General features: G+C 66.8%; 14 protein-coding genes and 1 tRNA gene. 9 read left to right on the top strand and 6 right to left on the bottom strand.

Features of this window, described 5'->3' with window-relative positions:
* Positions 1-59 precede the first annotated feature (59 nt).
* From ASE82_RS10095 to radA, 3 genes are all read right to left on the bottom strand, one after another.
* Entirely contained in the window at positions 60-620 is a 561-nt protein-coding gene (locus ASE82_RS10095; protein WP_056062398.1) for a YkgJ family cysteine cluster protein, read from the bottom strand.
* Between the two features lie 48 nt (positions 621-668).
* The gene (locus ASE82_RS10090) at positions 669-1,001 is read right to left on the bottom strand and encodes a hypothetical protein (RefSeq protein WP_056062393.1); all 333 of its coding nucleotides are present in this window, start codon (positions 999-1,001) and stop codon (positions 669-671) included.
* Between the two features lie 365 nt (positions 1,002-1,366).
* Positions 1,367-2,737, bottom strand: coding sequence for a DNA repair protein RadA (gene radA, locus ASE82_RS10085; protein WP_056062390.1), 1,371 nt, complete (start codon positions 2,735-2,737; stop codon positions 1,367-1,369).
* A 103-nt stretch (positions 2,738-2,840) separates the two neighbouring features.
* Here radA and ASE82_RS10080 point away from each other — a divergent pair, with 103 nt between their 5' ends.
* Complete coding sequence (locus tag ASE82_RS10080; RefSeq protein WP_056063333.1) at positions 2,841-3,992, top strand: glycosyltransferase family 4 protein; 1,152 nt, start codon at positions 2,841-2,843, stop codon at positions 3,990-3,992.
* 132 nt (positions 3,993-4,124) lie between these two features.
* Here ASE82_RS10080 and ASE82_RS10075 read toward each other — a convergent pair whose 3' ends face one another.
* Positions 4,125-4,424, bottom strand: a complete 300-nt coding sequence (locus ASE82_RS10075; protein ID WP_056062386.1) for a DUF2218 domain-containing protein — start codon at positions 4,422-4,424, stop codon at positions 4,125-4,127.
* Positions 4,421-5,008, bottom strand: coding sequence for a PadR family transcriptional regulator (locus ASE82_RS10070; protein ID WP_156348853.1), 588 nt, complete (start codon positions 5,006-5,008; stop codon positions 4,421-4,423). The genes ASE82_RS10075 and ASE82_RS10070 overlap by 4 nt, the downstream gene beginning before the upstream one ends.
* A 300-nt stretch (positions 5,009-5,308) precedes the next feature.
* On the opposite strand from ASE82_RS10070, the gene ASE82_RS10065 reads away from it, so the two are divergent.
* The 4 genes from ASE82_RS10065 to ASE82_RS10050 all read left to right on the top strand — a co-directional run bounded on the left by ASE82_RS10065 (position 5,309) and on the right by ASE82_RS10050 (position 7,942).
* Positions 5,309-6,628, top strand: a complete 1,320-nt coding sequence (locus ASE82_RS10065; RefSeq protein ID WP_056062382.1) for a replication-associated recombination protein A — start codon at positions 5,309-5,311, stop codon at positions 6,626-6,628.
* On the top strand, positions 6,625-6,966 hold the full coding sequence (locus tag ASE82_RS10060) for an MmcQ/YjbR family DNA-binding protein (RefSeq protein WP_056062379.1): 342 nt from the start codon (positions 6,625-6,627) through the stop codon (positions 6,964-6,966). Before ASE82_RS10065 ends, ASE82_RS10060 begins: the two co-directional genes overlap by 4 nt.
* The gene (locus ASE82_RS10055; protein ID WP_056062376.1) at positions 6,950-7,825 is read left to right on the top strand and encodes a hypothetical protein; all 876 of its coding nucleotides are present in this window, start codon (positions 6,950-6,952) and stop codon (positions 7,823-7,825) included. Before ASE82_RS10060 ends, ASE82_RS10055 begins: the two co-directional genes overlap by 17 nt.
* 41 nt (positions 7,826-7,866) lie before the next feature.
* Positions 7,867-7,942 (top strand) — tRNA-Thr (locus ASE82_RS10050).
* A 170-nt stretch (positions 7,943-8,112) separates the two neighbouring features.
* Here ASE82_RS10050 and ASE82_RS10045 read toward each other — a convergent pair.
* Positions 8,113-11,184 carry a TonB-dependent receptor domain-containing protein gene (locus ASE82_RS10045; RefSeq protein WP_082441426.1) on the bottom strand — a complete coding sequence of 1,024 codons (3,072 nt, stop codon included), beginning with the start codon at positions 11,182-11,184 and terminating at the stop codon, positions 8,113-8,115.
* A 198-nt stretch (positions 11,185-11,382) separates the two neighbouring features.
* Between ASE82_RS10045 and ASE82_RS10040 the strand changes: the two genes are divergently transcribed.
* The 4 genes from ASE82_RS10040 to nagA all read left to right on the top strand — a co-directional run bounded on the left by ASE82_RS10040 (position 11,383) and on the right by nagA (position 15,499).
* On the top strand, positions 11,383-12,405 hold the full coding sequence (locus ASE82_RS10040; RefSeq protein ID WP_056062373.1) for a N(4)-(beta-N-acetylglucosaminyl)-L-asparaginase: 1,023 nt from the start codon (positions 11,383-11,385) through the stop codon (positions 12,403-12,405).
* A complete protein-coding gene (locus ASE82_RS10035; protein ID WP_235524652.1) occupies positions 12,402-13,202 on the top strand; it encodes a copper homeostasis protein CutC in 801 nt (266 codons plus the stop codon). The genes ASE82_RS10040 and ASE82_RS10035 overlap by 4 nt, the downstream gene beginning before the upstream one ends.
* Before the next feature lie 81 nt (positions 13,203-13,283).
* Positions 13,284-14,360, top strand: a complete 1,077-nt coding sequence (locus ASE82_RS10030; RefSeq protein WP_056062361.1) for an SIS domain-containing protein — start codon at positions 13,284-13,286, stop codon at positions 14,358-14,360.
* The gene (gene nagA / locus ASE82_RS10025; RefSeq protein WP_056062360.1) at positions 14,357-15,499 is read left to right on the top strand and encodes an N-acetylglucosamine-6-phosphate deacetylase; all 1,143 of its coding nucleotides are present in this window, start codon (positions 14,357-14,359) and stop codon (positions 15,497-15,499) included. The genes ASE82_RS10030 and nagA overlap by 4 nt, the downstream gene beginning before the upstream one ends.
* Position 15,500: the final 1 nt, after the last annotated feature.

The following is a 15,500-nucleotide window of genomic DNA, read 5'->3' as shown; positions in this document are numbered from 1 at the left end:
GGTCTCTGGAATAGGGACGCTCGGCGCGAACCGCTAGTGCGCGCGGCGACCGACGCGCTCTAGTGGTTCAAACCGAACACACCGTAGCGCTCGCGCCACGCGGCGACTTCGTCCTGCAAATGCGCGGGTGCGGCCTCGCCCGATAGAACGAAGCGGGCGACGTCATTGTCGGGATGCATCAACATTTTCTTCGACCCGTCGCTGAACCAGACCGGGACCAGCTGCTCGCACACGCTGTCGAGCACGGTGGCCGCCATGCCGTTCGCGATCGCGTCGCTGCCGGCTAGGACGCGGACGTTGATCGAGACGCCTTCGAGGCAGTTCTGCGGTTCCTTGACGAAATTGAGCGACACGAGGAGCCCGGATCGGTCGGGCCGCGCCTCGTCGGGCAGGCTCGCGACGCGTCGCCAGGCGCAGAACCAGGTCCGGCAGATGTGCGGGCGAACCGCATGAATGCCGCACCCCTTGTTGGAGAGGTGGATGCACGGCGTGCCCGCGGGCTTGGCGAACTCGGGGGTGTCCACCGTCAATTCGGTGCAGCACGCGGTGCAATCTCCGCACTCTCGATCGGGGAGGATCGGCCCCAGCAGCACGCTTTCCACGTCGGCTTGGGGCTGCATCCGCGTGCGCGCGTCCGTCGGAGGCGGAGTTTCACGCCGATCCACGGTTCAATTCCCTTCGGAATCCACCGTGAAGACCATGGGCTTGCCGCGCGACATCGGCTCCCACCCCGCGGACAACGCCGCCCGCACCCCGCGCGTGATCGTCGCGTCGTCGATCTGAAGCCGCCCGCGCGGCAAGCCCTTCAACAGGCGTTTCGGCGCGGGGAACTCGAGCAGGGCTTCGCGTTTGGCGTCGTCCTGCAACAGCGAGATCGTCATGCCCTTCCAGCCTTCGGCATCCGTATGTTGCGGTTCGCGCTGGAGGTGCCAGTCGTATCGGGTGCCATCGACCTCGACGGTACCGGTATTGCTTTTCGTGTTCGCCATGCGGGCGGCCATAGCATGGCTGTCGCGAGAGGCCATGCGTTCGCCGCTTGGCCGAACCTGCCCGCCACGATGACGTCGTGTGCAGCTCAATCGACCGATGACCGACAACGGTCCTCACTACACCACCCCGGCGGAGGCCGGGGCCCAATTGGAGAGGTCGTGATAACGAAGCGCAGCGGTCGCCAGCAGCGTTTCCCAATTGGGCTCCGGCCTCCGCCGGGGTGGTGACTAGGAACGTTGATGACGAACCGGAGCTATCCCCGTCGTAAAGGTACTGACCCAACACCGTCACTAACGCTGCCTTGTTCTCCCACACAGGCGAGAGTCCAGTCTGGGTCCCCGCCTTCGCGGGGAAACAAACTGCCTTCCTTGGGCGCCTACCCCCGCCCCATCATATGATCGACGAACGAGGCAAGCGTCTTGAACCCCGACAGCTTCATCCCGCTCTTCTCCCCCGTCATCGAGGCCGGCACCAATGCACATTCGAAGCCAAGCTTGCTCGCCTCCTTCAACCGCAACGGACCATGCGCGACCGGGCGGATCTCCCCCGACAGCGCGACTTCGCCGAACGCAACCGCCTCGACCGGGACCGGCCGCTCCGACATCGCCGAGATCAGCGCCGCCGCCACCGCCAGATCCGCCGCAGGATCCTGGACGCGGTACCCGCCGGCGATGTTGAGATAGACTTCCGCGTTCGAGAAGCTCAGCCCGCACCGCGCTTCCAGAACCGCAAGAATCATTGCGAGACGTCCCGAGTCCCAGCCCACGACCGCACGCCGTGGCGTAGCGCCCGACGCCAGCCGGACAGTCAGCGCCTGAATCTCGACCAGCACCGGCCGCGTCCCTTCAAGCGCCGGAAACACCGTCGCCCCCGTCATCGCGTCATCACGATGTGTCAGGAACAGCGAGGAAGGGTTGCCGACCTCCGCCAGACCCTCGGTCTGCATTGAGAACACGCCGATCTCGTCGGTCCCGCCGAAGCGGTTCTTGATCGCGCGGAGGATACGATACTGGTGGCTGCGCTCGCCCTCGAACGACAGCACCGTGTCGACCATATGCTCCAGCACACGAGGCCCCGCGATCGAGCCGTCCTTCGTCACGTGCCCGACTAGCACGACCGCCGTCCCGCGCTCCTTGGCGAAGCGGATCAGCTCCTGTGCCGATGCGCGGACCTGGCTGACCGTCCCCGGCGCGCCCTCGATCAGGTCGGAGTGCATTGTCTGGATCGAATCGATCACCAGCATCGCTGGCGGGCGTGTCTGCAACGTCGTCAGGATGTCGCGCGTCGAGGTCGCCGCCGCCAACTGAACCGGCGCGTTGCCCAAGCCCAGCCGCCGCGCGCGCAAGCGGACCTGATCCGCGGCTTCCTCGCCCGAGACATACGCGACCGACTGGCCGGCGAGCGCCATCTTCGCCGCCGCCTGAAGCAACAGCGTCGATTTACCAATCCCCGGGTCACCGCCGATCAACGTCGCGGAGCCCTCGACGAACCCGCCTCCTAATGCGCGATCGAGTTCGGCAATACCCGTCGCCATCCGGTCGGGCAGCTTGATCTCGGCATCGAGCCCGACGAGCTGTATCGCGCGCCCGCCGGTCTGTAGATTATGCTTCGAATGGAACGGCGTGGCGGCGGTGTTCGCCTCCTCGACCAGCGTGTTCCACTCGCTGCAATCGCTGCATTGCCCAGCCCAGCGGTGCGACACCGATCCACAGGCCTGACATACATAACGCTTCTGGGGTTTCGCCATACCGCCGATGTACGAGAACGATACGGGAACATCAATGGCTGGCGGCCGACCTATGTTGCGGATTTAGTGGCGCTTGGCGGCGCACGGCGTTATCCGCGCGACGATGCACGCCACCGACCTGCGCATCGCCCTGTTCAGCGGCAACTATAATTACGTTCGCGATGGCGCAAACCAAGCGCTCAATCTGCTCGTGGGGCACCTCCTGTCGAAGGGCGTGACGGTGCGTGTCTATTCGCCGACCAACGCCAGGCCGGCCTTCCCGCCGACCGGCGATCTGGTCGCGGTGCCGTCGCTGCCGCTGCCGGCGGGACGTGGCGAATACAAGATGGCGCGCGGGCTGCCTGCTGCGATCCGCCGCGACCTGGATGCGTTCGCGCCGAACATCATCCATGTGTCGGCGCCCGATTTCCTGGGGCATCGCGCAATCAGCTATGGCCGGCGCAACGGCATCGCCACGGTCGCCTCGCTGCACACGCGGTTCGAGACGTATTTCCGCTATTACAAGATGGCGTTCTTCGAGCCGATCATGGTGAAGATCCTGACGCGCTTCTACAATCGTGTCGACGAAGTGCTGGTGCCGGGGCACGGCATGGCGGAGATCGTCGGCGACTGGGGCGTGACGACGCCGACCGCGATCTGGTCGCGCGGGGTGAACCACGACCGCTTCACGCCGACGCGACGCGATCTCGAGTGGCGGCGCGCGCGCGGGATTGCCGACGGCGAAGTCGCGGTCGGGTTTCTCGGGCGGCTGGTGAAGGAGAAGGGGCTCGACGTCTTCGCCGACGTGGTCCGGGAGTTGGAAACGCGCGGCGTGCCGCACAAGGTGCTGGTGATCGGCGAGGGGCCCGCGCGGAGTTGGTTCGCTGAGCGTGTCCCGGGGGCGATCTTTGCGGGGTTCCAGTCGGGCGACGATCTGGGGCGCGCGGTCGCGTCGATGGACGTATTCTTCAACCCGAGCGTGACCGAAACGTTCGGCAACGTGACGCTGGAGGCCATGGCGGCGGGTGTTCCCGTCGTCGCGGCGCGGGCTTCAGGCGCAGTCGGACTGGTCGATGACGGCGTGACGGGATTTCTTGTGCCGCCGACCGATATTGCCGGGTATGCGGATGCAATCGGGCGGATCGTGTCGGAGCCAGGCCTGCGCGAGACGATGGGTTGGGCCGGACATGACAAGGCTGCCGGGTATCTGTGGGATACGATCAACCAAACCGTGCTGGATACGTATCTCGAAGTGATGGCGCGGCGGGATAAATGATGCTCTGACCTTCCCCCCTCCCTGGAAGGGAGGGGTTGGGGGTGGGTCGGGTTCCGCATGCTTGAGCGGGAGTGGCGCAAACCGGCCTACCCACCCCCGGCCCCTCCCTTTCAGGGAGGGGGGCAGGTTGCGCTATGCTCGGGGCGCAGTCACCCAGTCGAACGTCAGCGGTGCTTCGCGGAAGGCGAAGCGGTCGAGGTGGCTCGATACCACCCCGCGCATCCGGTCGACGTCCTCGCCCTCCGGCACCGTCAGCGCGACGTCGAGCGTCTCGCTGTCCGCGCGCATCTCCAGCACGACGCCGTTTGGAAAGGCGATGCGGCCCTCTTCCTCCGAGAAGGTGACCTCCATCTTGTGGCTCCAGTGTTTGGCGAGCTGCTGGAGATACTTGCTGGCCGAATGCGTCGGCACCCTCGCGACCGAGACGCTCACTTGAGCCGCTCGATCTTCTGCGCGGCTTCGTCGAGCAACGCCGCGACCTCGTGCAGCGTGTCCTCGTTGACGTCCTCACGCATCAGCCGGTGCTGGAGCACCTGCCGCAGATTGCCCATCGCCCGCCGGATCGGCGCGCCATCGGTCCGCTCGGACTCCGCCCCGACTGCCGCCAGCCGCGCGAAAAGCCCGTCCACCACGACCGCATTCTCGGCCAGATGCGCGCGGCCCTCGTCGCTCGCCGCAAAACGCTTCTTCGCACCTTCCGACTGCTGCTCCTCGATCAGCCCCATCTCATCGAGCATGCTGAGCGTCGGGTAGACGACGCCCGGGCTCGGCGCATAGCCACCCCCGGTCAGCCCCTCGATCTCGCGGATCAGGTCGTAGCCGTGCCGCGGCGCGTCCGCGATCAGCTTCAGCATGACGAGCTTCAACTCGCCGCCATCGAACAGCCGCCGCCGACCACCAGGGCCGCCGCGTCCATGCCCGTGTCGACCGTGGCCTTCGTGACCCGGCCGACCCCGGCCTTCGCCATCAGCCCGCGGGCCACCGGTCCAGGCTCCATATCCCATACCAAAACGCATTTGAGTGTTCTCCGATATATCTTAATTCATGAATTTCGATATATCGCAGAATGTTTTCGGTTCAAGTGGCGCGGCAATTTTTATGTCTCCTTCCCTGTCATCCCCGCGGAGGCGGGGACCCAGACCCTCGAACCGAGCGAGCATGCATGCCGTCAGCCAGTATGGATCCCCGCCTTCGCAAGGATGACGACGCTTGTGACGATGACGATGCTTGGGAGGAAGACGATACGTCTCGGGATGACGAGCGCGCTTGGATGGCCACGGATGGGCAAACCGGCCCCCCGCCCCTATCTTCACCCCATGGCCGATCTCTTCGCGGGCTTCGAACCCGCCGCCCCCACCGAAACGCATCCCGAAAACGCGCCGCTCGCCGATCGCCTGCGCCCGCGCACGCTGGACGAGGTGGTCGGGCAGGATCACATCACCGGCCCCGAAGGCGCGATCGGCAGGATGGTGTCGGCGGGCCGGCTGTCCTCGATCATCCTGTGGGGCCCGCCCGGCACCGGCAAGACCACCATCGCGCGGTTGCTCGCCGATGCGGTCGACCTGCGGTTCGTCGCGATCTCGGCGGTGTTCTCCGGCGTCGCGGACCTCAAGAAGTCGTTCGCCGAGGCGCGCGAGCACGCCAAGATCGGCAAGCGCACCTTGTTGTTCGTGGACGAGATTCACCGCTTCAACCGCGCGCAGCAGGACGGTTTCCTGCCCTATGTCGAGGATGGCACGGTGACGCTGGTCGGCGCCACGACCGAGAACCCGTCGTTCGAACTCAACGCCGCTCTGCTCAGCCGCGCGCAGGTGCTGATCCTCGAACGGCTCGGCCGCGGTGCGCTCGAACAACTGCTCGACCGTGCCGAGACGGAAATGGAGCGCCCCCTCCCCCTCACCCCGCCCGCCAAGGACGCGCTGATCGCCAGCGCCGATGGTGACGGCCGCTTCCTGCTCAACCAAGCGGAGACGTTGTTCTCGGTGAACCTGCCCGAGCCGCTCGATCCCGCCGGGCTCTCGAACTTCCTGCAACGCCGCGTCGCGGTGTACGACAAGGATCGCGAGGGGCATTACAACCTCATCTCCGCGCTCCACAAATCGATCCGCGGGTCGGACCCGCAGGCCGCGCTCTATTATCTCGCGCGGATGCTCACGGCGGGCGAGGAACCGCTGTTCCTGCTCCGCCGCCTGACGCGCGCGGCGGTCGAGGATATCGGCCTCGCCGACCCCCAGGCGCTGGTCCAGTGCATCGCCGCGAAGGATACCTACGACTTCCTCGGCAGCCCCGAAGGCGAACTCGCGATCGCGCAGGCCTGCGTCTATCTGGCGACCGCGCCGAAATCGAATGCAGTCTACAAGGCGCAGAAAGCGGCGTGGAAATCGGCGCGCGAGACGGGCTCGCTGATGCCGCCGGCGTCGATCCGCAACGCGCCGACCAAGCTCATGCGCGATATCGGCTACGGCAAGGGCTATGCGTACGATCACGATGCGGAGGATGCGTTCTCCGGCTCGGATTACTGGCCCGAAGAGATGAGCGCACAGACCTTCTATACGCCGACCGAACGCGGGTTCGAGAAACGCCTGTCGGAACGGCTCGCCTATTGGGATGGCCTGCGCGCCGAAAAGCGGTCGTGAAGGATTGGGACGCGGTTGCGGCGTACGCGCTGTCGCTGCCCGAGACCGAGGCGTCGACGTCGTACGGCCAGCCCGCGATCAAGACGCGCGGCAAGATGTTCGTCAGCGCCGGCCATGTCGATGGCAGCTTCCACGTCCGCAGCCCGCATGACGAGAAGGCCGCCCTGATCGCGACCGATCCCGAGACCTTCTGGCAGACCCAGCATTACGAGACCTGGCCCGGCCTGCTGGTCCGCTACGGCGCGCATGACGCCGAGCGCGTTGCCCGCGTGATCGCCCGCGCCTGGTGGGATCAGGCATCGGCCAAGCAGCGGAAGGCGTATGGCGATCGCCCCTGACCGCTTCGGCCATTTCGCCGCGATCGACTGGTCTGGCGCGGTCGGTCCCCGGCAATCGGGGGTCGCCGTGGCGATCTGCGCGCGCGGGGCCGCTGCACCGACACTGATCGGAGCCGAGGGCGGCTGGTCGCGTACCGCCGCGCTCGATTGGCTGGCGAACGCGATGCCGCCGGATACGCTGGTCGGGCTCGATCTCGGGCCATCGCTTCCGTTCATCGACCAGGACGCCTTCTTTCCCGGCTGGGCAGAGAGTCCGTCAGATGCGCGCGCGCTGTGGGCGCTGGTCGAGCGGATCTGCGCGGACGATCCTCATCTGGGGGCCAGCAGCTTCGTCGATCATGACGAGGTCGCGCGGCATCTGCGTCGCCACGGCGGGCGCAAGGGCGAATTCTTCGAAGGGTCCGGCCGGCTCCGCATGACCGAGGAGGCGCAGCGGCGGCAAGGGCTGAGCCCGACCAGCAACCTCAATCTCGTTGGCGCGGCGCAGGTCGGCAAGTCGAGCCTGACCGGGATGCGCGTGCTACACAGGCTGGCCGGCCACGTACCGGTCTGGCCGTTCGATCCGGTGCCGTCGCAAGGTCCGCTGATCGTCGAGATCTACACCACGATCGCCGCACGCGCCGCCGGCATCCGCAAGGGGCTCAGCAAAATCCGCGATGCCGAAGCGCTCGACGTGGCGCTGGCCGCGATCGGCAGCGACCCGCACGCACCGCTTGCGCGCTACGACGACCACGCCACCGACGCGATCCTCACCGCCGCCTGGCTCCGCGCCAATGCCGATCGCCCCGAACTCTGGCACCCGGCAGCGATGACATCGCATATCGCGCAAACCGAGGGCTGGACCTTCGGCGTATCTTGAAGCATGGGGTCGCGACGCACCGGGCAGCGCCCGACGCAAGGGCCGGTTTAGCTCAGTTGGTAGAGCGCCAGTTTTGTAAACTGGATGTCGCGGGTTCGATTCCTGCAACCGGCACCATTTCCAACTTTCGATAAACGATGTCGCCGCCACCTGCGTGGCATTGATCCTTAGCGCTCCAGTTCCAACCCCAGCATCGCCCGACATGAAAAATCCCCCGCGCCCCAGGGCACGGAGGATCTTCATTCGGCACAATTGGCTCGCGTCGACCGACACGAGCCAGCGTGGGATCAGAACCGGACGGTCGCACCCACGGCCAGGTTGCGGCCCAGCGAGTCGTAGCGCTGCGGGATCGTGTTCGTGCGCGCGAGGGCGACGTTGTACGAGTCCGGAACGATCGGCGCGCTCTTGTCGAGCAGGTTGTTCGCGATCAGGCGCAGCGAGAACTGCTTGTCGATCGCGAAGTTGAGCGCGAGGTCGAAATAGCTCTTCGGCGAAACGCGGTAGTAGCTGGTCCGCGCGCGGGCGTCCGTGCCACCGATCGCGGGATCACCCGAATTGTCCGCGTTGGTCAGCGAACCGACATAGCGCCAGTTGAACGAGGCGCTGAAGCCGCGGTCGAGCGTGGTGTAGGTCGCGCGCAGGCCGTGCGACCATTTCGGGATCAGCTGGCCGCAGCCATTGCCGTAATAGCCGGCGCAATTCCGCTCCGGCTGGACCGGCGAGTCTTGGCCGCCCGCGAACGTCGTCAGCGACCCGTTGAAGTTCCAGTCGATCTTGCCGGCGCTGGCAAGGTCGAGCGTGTACTGCGCCTGGAAATCATAGCCGCGCGCGATCGAAGTGTAGTAGTTCGTCGTGCCCTGGCGGATGAAGCCGGTGGTCGGGTTGCTCCCGGCCGTCGAATATAGCGTACCGGTGCCCGGATTGCGGACGATGCCCTGGCAGAAGAACGCGTCGCCGTTCGAACGCTGGCAGCCATCGGTGTAATAGCTGAAGTCGTTATAGCCGAGCGAATCGTTGATCTTGATCTGGTAGCGATCGACCGAGAACACCAAGCCCTTCACGAACCGCGGCTTCACGATCAGGCCGTAGGTCTGCGTGTAGGCGGTTTCCGGATCGGCGGTGTAGCCGCCCGAGCGCACGGTGCACGCCGCCGAGCCGTTCGGGGTGGTGCCGTTGCTGCACAACAGCGTCTGGCTGCCGTAGAGCGCATCCGACAGGCCGGTTGCACGGCACACTTCGCGCGACGCGATCGGCGCGCCGTAGGTCACGCCGTTGGCGCCGTTGACGACGGTCGGTGCGCAGAAATCGTTGAACGTGCCTGCGCCGCCCGACGCGAAATCGACGTTGGTCGCCTGGCGGATTTCGGTCACGGTCGGCGCGCGCTGCGCCTTGTTGAACGAGGCGCGGAACGTCAGGTCGCTGACCGGGGCATAGATGCCCTCGACCTTCCAGGTATTGAACGTGCTTGGGTTGCTGCTGTACTTCGACACGCGGTAGCCGCCGTTCACCTGCAACAGGTCGGCGAAGCGCTTGTGCTCGACCAGCGGCGCCTGGACCTCGACGTTCGCCTCCCAGACGTCCTGCTTCAGATAGCTGTCGGTGCCGCCCAGACCTGCGCGATACACGCTGTCGGCGGTCGATTTCAGCGTATCCTTGCGATATTCCGTACCCAACGCGATCGCGACGCCCTGCTCGGCGAACGGCGAGGTGATGCCGTATTTGCCGAGATCGCCGGTGACGTTGGCCTGTACGTCATACAGCGTGCCGGTGGTCGCGGACGTGCCCTGGTCATACAGATAGTCGATCAATGCCGGGTTGGTGTTGCCCGCGCTGAACGCATCGAAGGGAACGCAGGCGGGATCCGTGGTCGTTGCGCAGGTCGGTGCGGCGCGCGTGCCGCCGACGTTGATCGAGTTCCGCAGGTTGGTCGCGTTGACGAAGCTCGGCGTGTAATCCTGGTGGTTGCGGGCATAGACGCCGCCGACGTCATAGGTCCACGCGCTGCCGACCTTGCCGCGGACGCCGCCGGTCAGGCGAACGCCGGTGTTCAGATACGCGTCGGGCTGATCGTTGCCCTCACCAAGACGATAGCGCAGGTCGATCGGTGCCGTCGCCACCGTGCCAGCCGCAGCACCGCAGATCGCGGTTGCCTGCGACGTCGACAGGAACGGGTTGTTGCAGTTCACCTGGACGGAGCCGCCGGCGATCGCCGGGTAGTTGTTGTACGACTTGTCGCGGAACCAGATGCCCGACGCATACAGCTCGGCGTCGGGTGCGATGTCGAGGCTGACGAAGCCACCGGCGTTCACGCGCTCGGATGGGCGCTGATACGCATAGTTGCTGAAATAGTTCGAGGCGTTGCCGGCACCCGGACCGAACGGCACGAAAGTACGCGTGCCGTTCGGGTTGTTGACGAGCTGCGCGTTGGCGTTCGCACCGCTGAGCGGCGTGATGAGCCCGCTCGTCGAGCTGCTCGGGGTCAGGCCGCACGACAGCGGCGCGTTCAGGCTGGTCTGCGTCAGGTAGCAGCCCGAGTTGGACCGGGCCGACAACAACACTTCGTCGGTATGCTTGTAGTTGACGAAGCCGTTGATCCGCAGCGCGCCGTCGAACAGCTTCTTGCCCGCGGTCAGCGTGACGTCGGCACGGCCGCCGTCGTTGGTCAGGCCGCGCGGGCTGCTGAAGCCCGACGAACGCGCCAGCGACGACACGACCGTGTCCTTGTTGTTGTGGTTGTAGAAATTATAGTTGCCGTCGAGCTGGATGCCTTCGAAATCCTTCTTCAGGACGAAGTTGACGACGCCCGCGACCGCGTCCGACCCGTAGACGGACGATGCACCGCCGGTCAGCACGTCGACCCGCTCGAGCAGCGACGGCGGGATGATACCGACGTCCTGGCCGTTCTGCGTGCCGAGGCGCTTACCGTCGATCAGGACCAGCGTGCGCTCGAACCCGAGGCTGCGCAGCTTGATGCGCTGGCGACCGTCGGAGTCGTTATAGGTCTGCTGGCTGTCCGGCGCGATCTGCGGCAGGCGGTTGAGCACGTCCTCGACGTTGACCGCAGCCTGCGCGCGAATGTCCTGCGCGGTGACCGAGGTGATCGGCGCCGCCGACGTCATGTTTGGACGCTGGATGCGCGATCCGGTGACGACGATCGTGTCGTCCTTCGGCGTGTCGCGATCGACGGCCGTGGTTGCGGTGGTGGCATCCGCCTCGACCTTGGCTTCGGCGGGCGTGCTCGCGGCAGCCTGGGCGGGCGTCACGGCCTGCGCGGGCACGTCCTGTGCGAATGCCGTGGTAGCGGAAAACACGAGAGATCCGACGAGCGCGATCCGCGAAACAGAATGGCCGAAGTTCATACCTACCCCTAAAAAAGCCCGGTTGCGTGATAGCGCTATACCGGTTGCCCGTACTGGTTTGGTCAAAACACGTCGCCAGTCAATGCCGAAGCAATACCGGTCTAGAACATTTGCGTTGGAATGTTGCAAATCGGCGTCACTACTGGCGGTCGCCATCTCGTTGCGATAGCGTGCACACAAGAACGCAAGGGGGATCTGATGGAGAACACGCGACGGTCGTTGCTCGCCGGCTTGGGCGGCCTCGGCATGATACCATTCGTAGCGACTCGGGCGGCTGCCCGATCGGGTGCCGCGACGGACGCCCCGGCGACTGGTGCGATGGTCCTGTCGACATGGGATTTCGGTGCCGCCGCCAACGCGGTGGCCTTTGCGCAACTCGCAAAGGGCGGCTCCCTGATCGACGCGGTCGAAGCCGGCGCAATGGTGCCCGAAGCCGACCCGACCAATCATAGCGTCGGCTATTCCGGCTATCCCGACCGCGATGGCCACGTCACGCTCGACGCGGTCATCATGGACGACGTCGGCGGAGTCGGTGCCGTCGCCGCGCTGGAGAACACGATACATGCGATCTCCGTCGCGCGTCGCGTCATGGAGCGGACGCCGCACACCTTCCTCGTCGGCGAGGGCGCGACGCGGTTCGCGCGCGACCAGGGGTTTCCGCAACAGTCGCTGCTCACCCCGGAATCGGAAAAGGCATGGCGCGACTGGCTGAAGACCGCGAAATATCAGCCCGAAGCCAATAGCGAGAACCGCATCACCCGCACGCCCGGCGGCGCGCTCGATCACGACACGATCGGCCTGCTCGCGCGCACGGCCGACGGGCGGATGGCGGGCGCCTGCACCACCTCCGGCATGGCGTTCAAGATGCGCGGCCGGGTCGGCGACTCGCCGCAGGTCGGATCGGGCCTGTACGTCGAGGCAGGCGTCGGTGGTGCCACTTCGACCGGGCTTGGCGAAGAAGTGACTCGCGTCGCAGGCTCGGCCCGCGTCGTCGCGTCGATGCGTGGCGGGTCGACGGCGCAACAGGCATGCGAAGAGGTCGTCCGGCATATCGCCAAGCTGCGCGGCGATGCGATCCGCGGCGTCCAGGTCGGCTTCCTCGCGCTCGATACCAAGGGCAATGTCGGCGCGTTCTGCCTGTTGCCGGGCTTTACCTATGCGGTCACCGACGCGCGCGGCAAGACGACGGTGCTGAAGGCGCGGTCGCTGTTCCAGGCGTGAGCAGCGCGGAAGACATGGATCGTGGTTCGCGAACAATTCTCGAAGTCTGCGTCGAGGATCTGCACGGTATAGACGCGGCGATCGCCGGCGGGGCGGACCGCATCGAACTGTGCGCGGCGCTCGGCGTCGGTGGGCTCACCCCGCCCGCGTCGCTGATCCGGGCAGCAGCGGCGGCGTCGGAGGTCTCCGGCGTCCCCGTCCACCTCCTAGCCCGACCACGCGAAGGCGGCTTCGTCTATACCCCGAGCGAGCAGGCGCTGATCGCCGACGACATCCGCACCGCGGCCGAAGCCGGATTGGCGGGAATCGTCATCGGCGCGCTCGACGCCGACCACCGGCTCGACGTGCCCGCCCTCGCCGCTTGGGTCACCCATGCCCGATCGCTGGGCGATGCTCGCGGACGCCCACTCTCGCTGACGCTGCACCGCGCCTTCGATCTGTGCCGCGACATGCCCGACGCACTGGAGTCCGCCGTCACGCTCGGCTTCGACCGGATCCTGACCTCGGGCGGCGCACCGAAGGCGATTGACGGCGTCGCGACGCTGGCGGCATTGCACCAGCAAGCTGCCGGTCGGATCATCGTGCTCGCGGGAAGCGGGGTCTCGCCGGAGACCTTGCCAGCTATCCTCGCGACCGGTGTCCGCGAAGTCCACGCCTCGTGTCGCACGCCCATGACGACCGCCGTCGATCCCGCCGAACTGCGCTTCGGCTTTGCCTCGCCAGGACGCGCAGCCACGAATTGCGACGCGGTAGAGCGACTGGCGAACATGGTGGCCGGACATCCGGCGCTTGAATAATACCAATCCATAACTTACTCAAACCGGTCTGGGTCGGGGGGCCTCTCGCTCCTCGCCGAACGCCAATCGAAGCGAGCCGCCATGCACGACGCCACTCCGCCTCCGCTAACACCCCCGCCGATTGCGGAAACCGCGACGCTCATGTTCCGCGAGGCTGCGGAATCGTCCGAGGCCGTCGCACGGATGCTCGCGACCAACGCCGCGTCGTTCGCGGCGCTCGGTGCGCGTCTTCGTAGCGCCCCGCCCGCGGTCGTCGTGACCTGCGCGCGCGGCTCGTCGGATCACTCGGCGGTGTACGGCAAGTATCTGATCTGGACGAAAACCGGCATCCCCGTTGCGGCCGCGGCGCCGTCGGTCGTGTCGATCTACGACGCACCGCTCGGCGCGCGGAACACGCTGTGCATCGCGGTGTCGCAGAGCGGACGCAGCCCCGACCTGCTCGCCGCGGTCGCCGCGCAGAAAGCCGCCGGTGCGCATGTCGTCGCGTTCGTCAACGACGAGACCTCGCCACTCGCCGAAACCGCCGACACGCTGATCCCGCTGTGCGCCGGACCGGAAAAGTCGGTAGCAGCGACCAAATCCTACATCTGCTCGCTCGCCGCCTTCGCCGCTTTGACCGCGGAATGGGCCGACGACGACGCATTGCGTAGCGCCGTCGCGGCCCTCCCCGCCGACCTCGCACGCGCCTGGGCGCTCGACTGGTCGGCCGCCGTCGCACCGCTGCGTACCGCGACCAATTTGTTCGTGATCGCGCGCGGCATGGGCTTCGGCATCGCCAACGAGGCGGCGCTGAAGATGAAGGAAACCTGCGCGCTGCACGCCGAATCGTTCAGCTCGGCGGAAGTGCGCCACGGCCCGATGCAGCTGGTCGAGGACGGCTTCCCGCTGCTCGCGCTCGCGACCTCCGACGCGGCCGGCGACGGCGTGCGCGATGCGGCGCGCGAGTTCGCCGAGCGTGGCGCAGGCGTGTTGCTCGCCGATGCCGGCCTCGATGGCAGCAGCGACGACGGCGTCCTGCCCGCGTTGAAAGCGCACCCGGCGATCGAGCCGATCCTGATGATCCAGAGCTTCTATCGCATGGTCAACGCCCTCTCGCTTGCTCGCGGGTTCAACCCCGACGCACCGTCGCATCTCAGCAAGGTGACGCGCACGTTATGACGATCTTCCGGTTTTCGAATGGCCATGTGGTCACCCCCACGGGCGTCCTGAACGAGGCGACGATCGTCGTCGAAGACGGTCGCATTGCGCGGATCGGCGACGCGACTTCCGATCAGGCCGTGGATCACGCGGTCGATCTCGACGGTGGCTGGCTGATGCCCGGCTTCGTCGATACGCAGGTCAACGGCGGCGGCGGCGTGCTGTTCAACGATACGCCCACGGTCGAGGGCATCGCCGCGATCGGCGCGGCGCACCGGCCGTTCGGCACCACCGCGTTCCTGCCGACGCTGATCAGCGACACGCCCGACGTGATCGCGCGCGCGCTCGACGCGGTCGACGCGGCGATCCTCGCGGGCGTCCCCGGCGTTCTCGGCATCCATATAGAGGGCCCAGTGATCAGCCCGGCGCGCAAGGGCATCCACGACCCGACGCGCTTCCAGGACCTCGACGACGACCTGCTCGCGCTGCTGACCCGCCCCCGTCTCGGCCGCGTCATGGTGACGCTCGCCCCCGAGCGCGTGACCGCGGCACAGATCGCGACGCTGACCGCCGCCGGCGTGCTCATCAGCATCGGCCACAGCGACGCTGATCACGCCACTGCGAGCGCCGGGATGGCCGCCGGGATCACCGGCGTGACGCATCTGTTCAACGCGATGTCGCCGCTAGTCCACCGCGCGCCGGGCGTGGTCGGCGCGGTGCTCGACGACCAGGCGGTGTATTGCGGGATCATCGTCGACGGCTTCCATGTCGACGACGCGGTGCTGCGGATTGCGTTGCGCGCACGGCCGCACGACCGGTTCATGCTGGTATCCGACGCGATGCCCTGCGTCGGCGCGTCCGAGAAGTCGTTCGTGCTGCAGGGCCGTGAGATCCACGTCGAAGGCGGCCGCTGCGTCGGTGCCGACGGCACGCTGGCGGGCTCCGATCTCGACATGGCGGGCGCGGTCCGCAACACCGTCGACCGGCTCGGCGTCGCGCCCGAGATCGCGGCAGCGATGGCAGCGACCTATCCGGCGGCCTTCCTGCGGCTGTCGCAGGAGCGCGGCACGTTGCAGGTCGGCCGCACCGCCGACTGGGTCGTGCTCACCCGCGACCTGCATCCGGTGGGCACCTGGATCGGCGGGGCGGGCCCGGCCTGAC

It is taken from the genome of Sphingomonas sp. Leaf230, from assembly GCF_001421745.1.
GTDB lineage: Bacteria > Pseudomonadota > Alphaproteobacteria > Sphingomonadales > Sphingomonadaceae > Sphingomonas.
The sequence above is the reverse complement of the archived record's forward strand: the minus strand, read 5'-3'. Positions and strand labels throughout refer to the sequence as shown.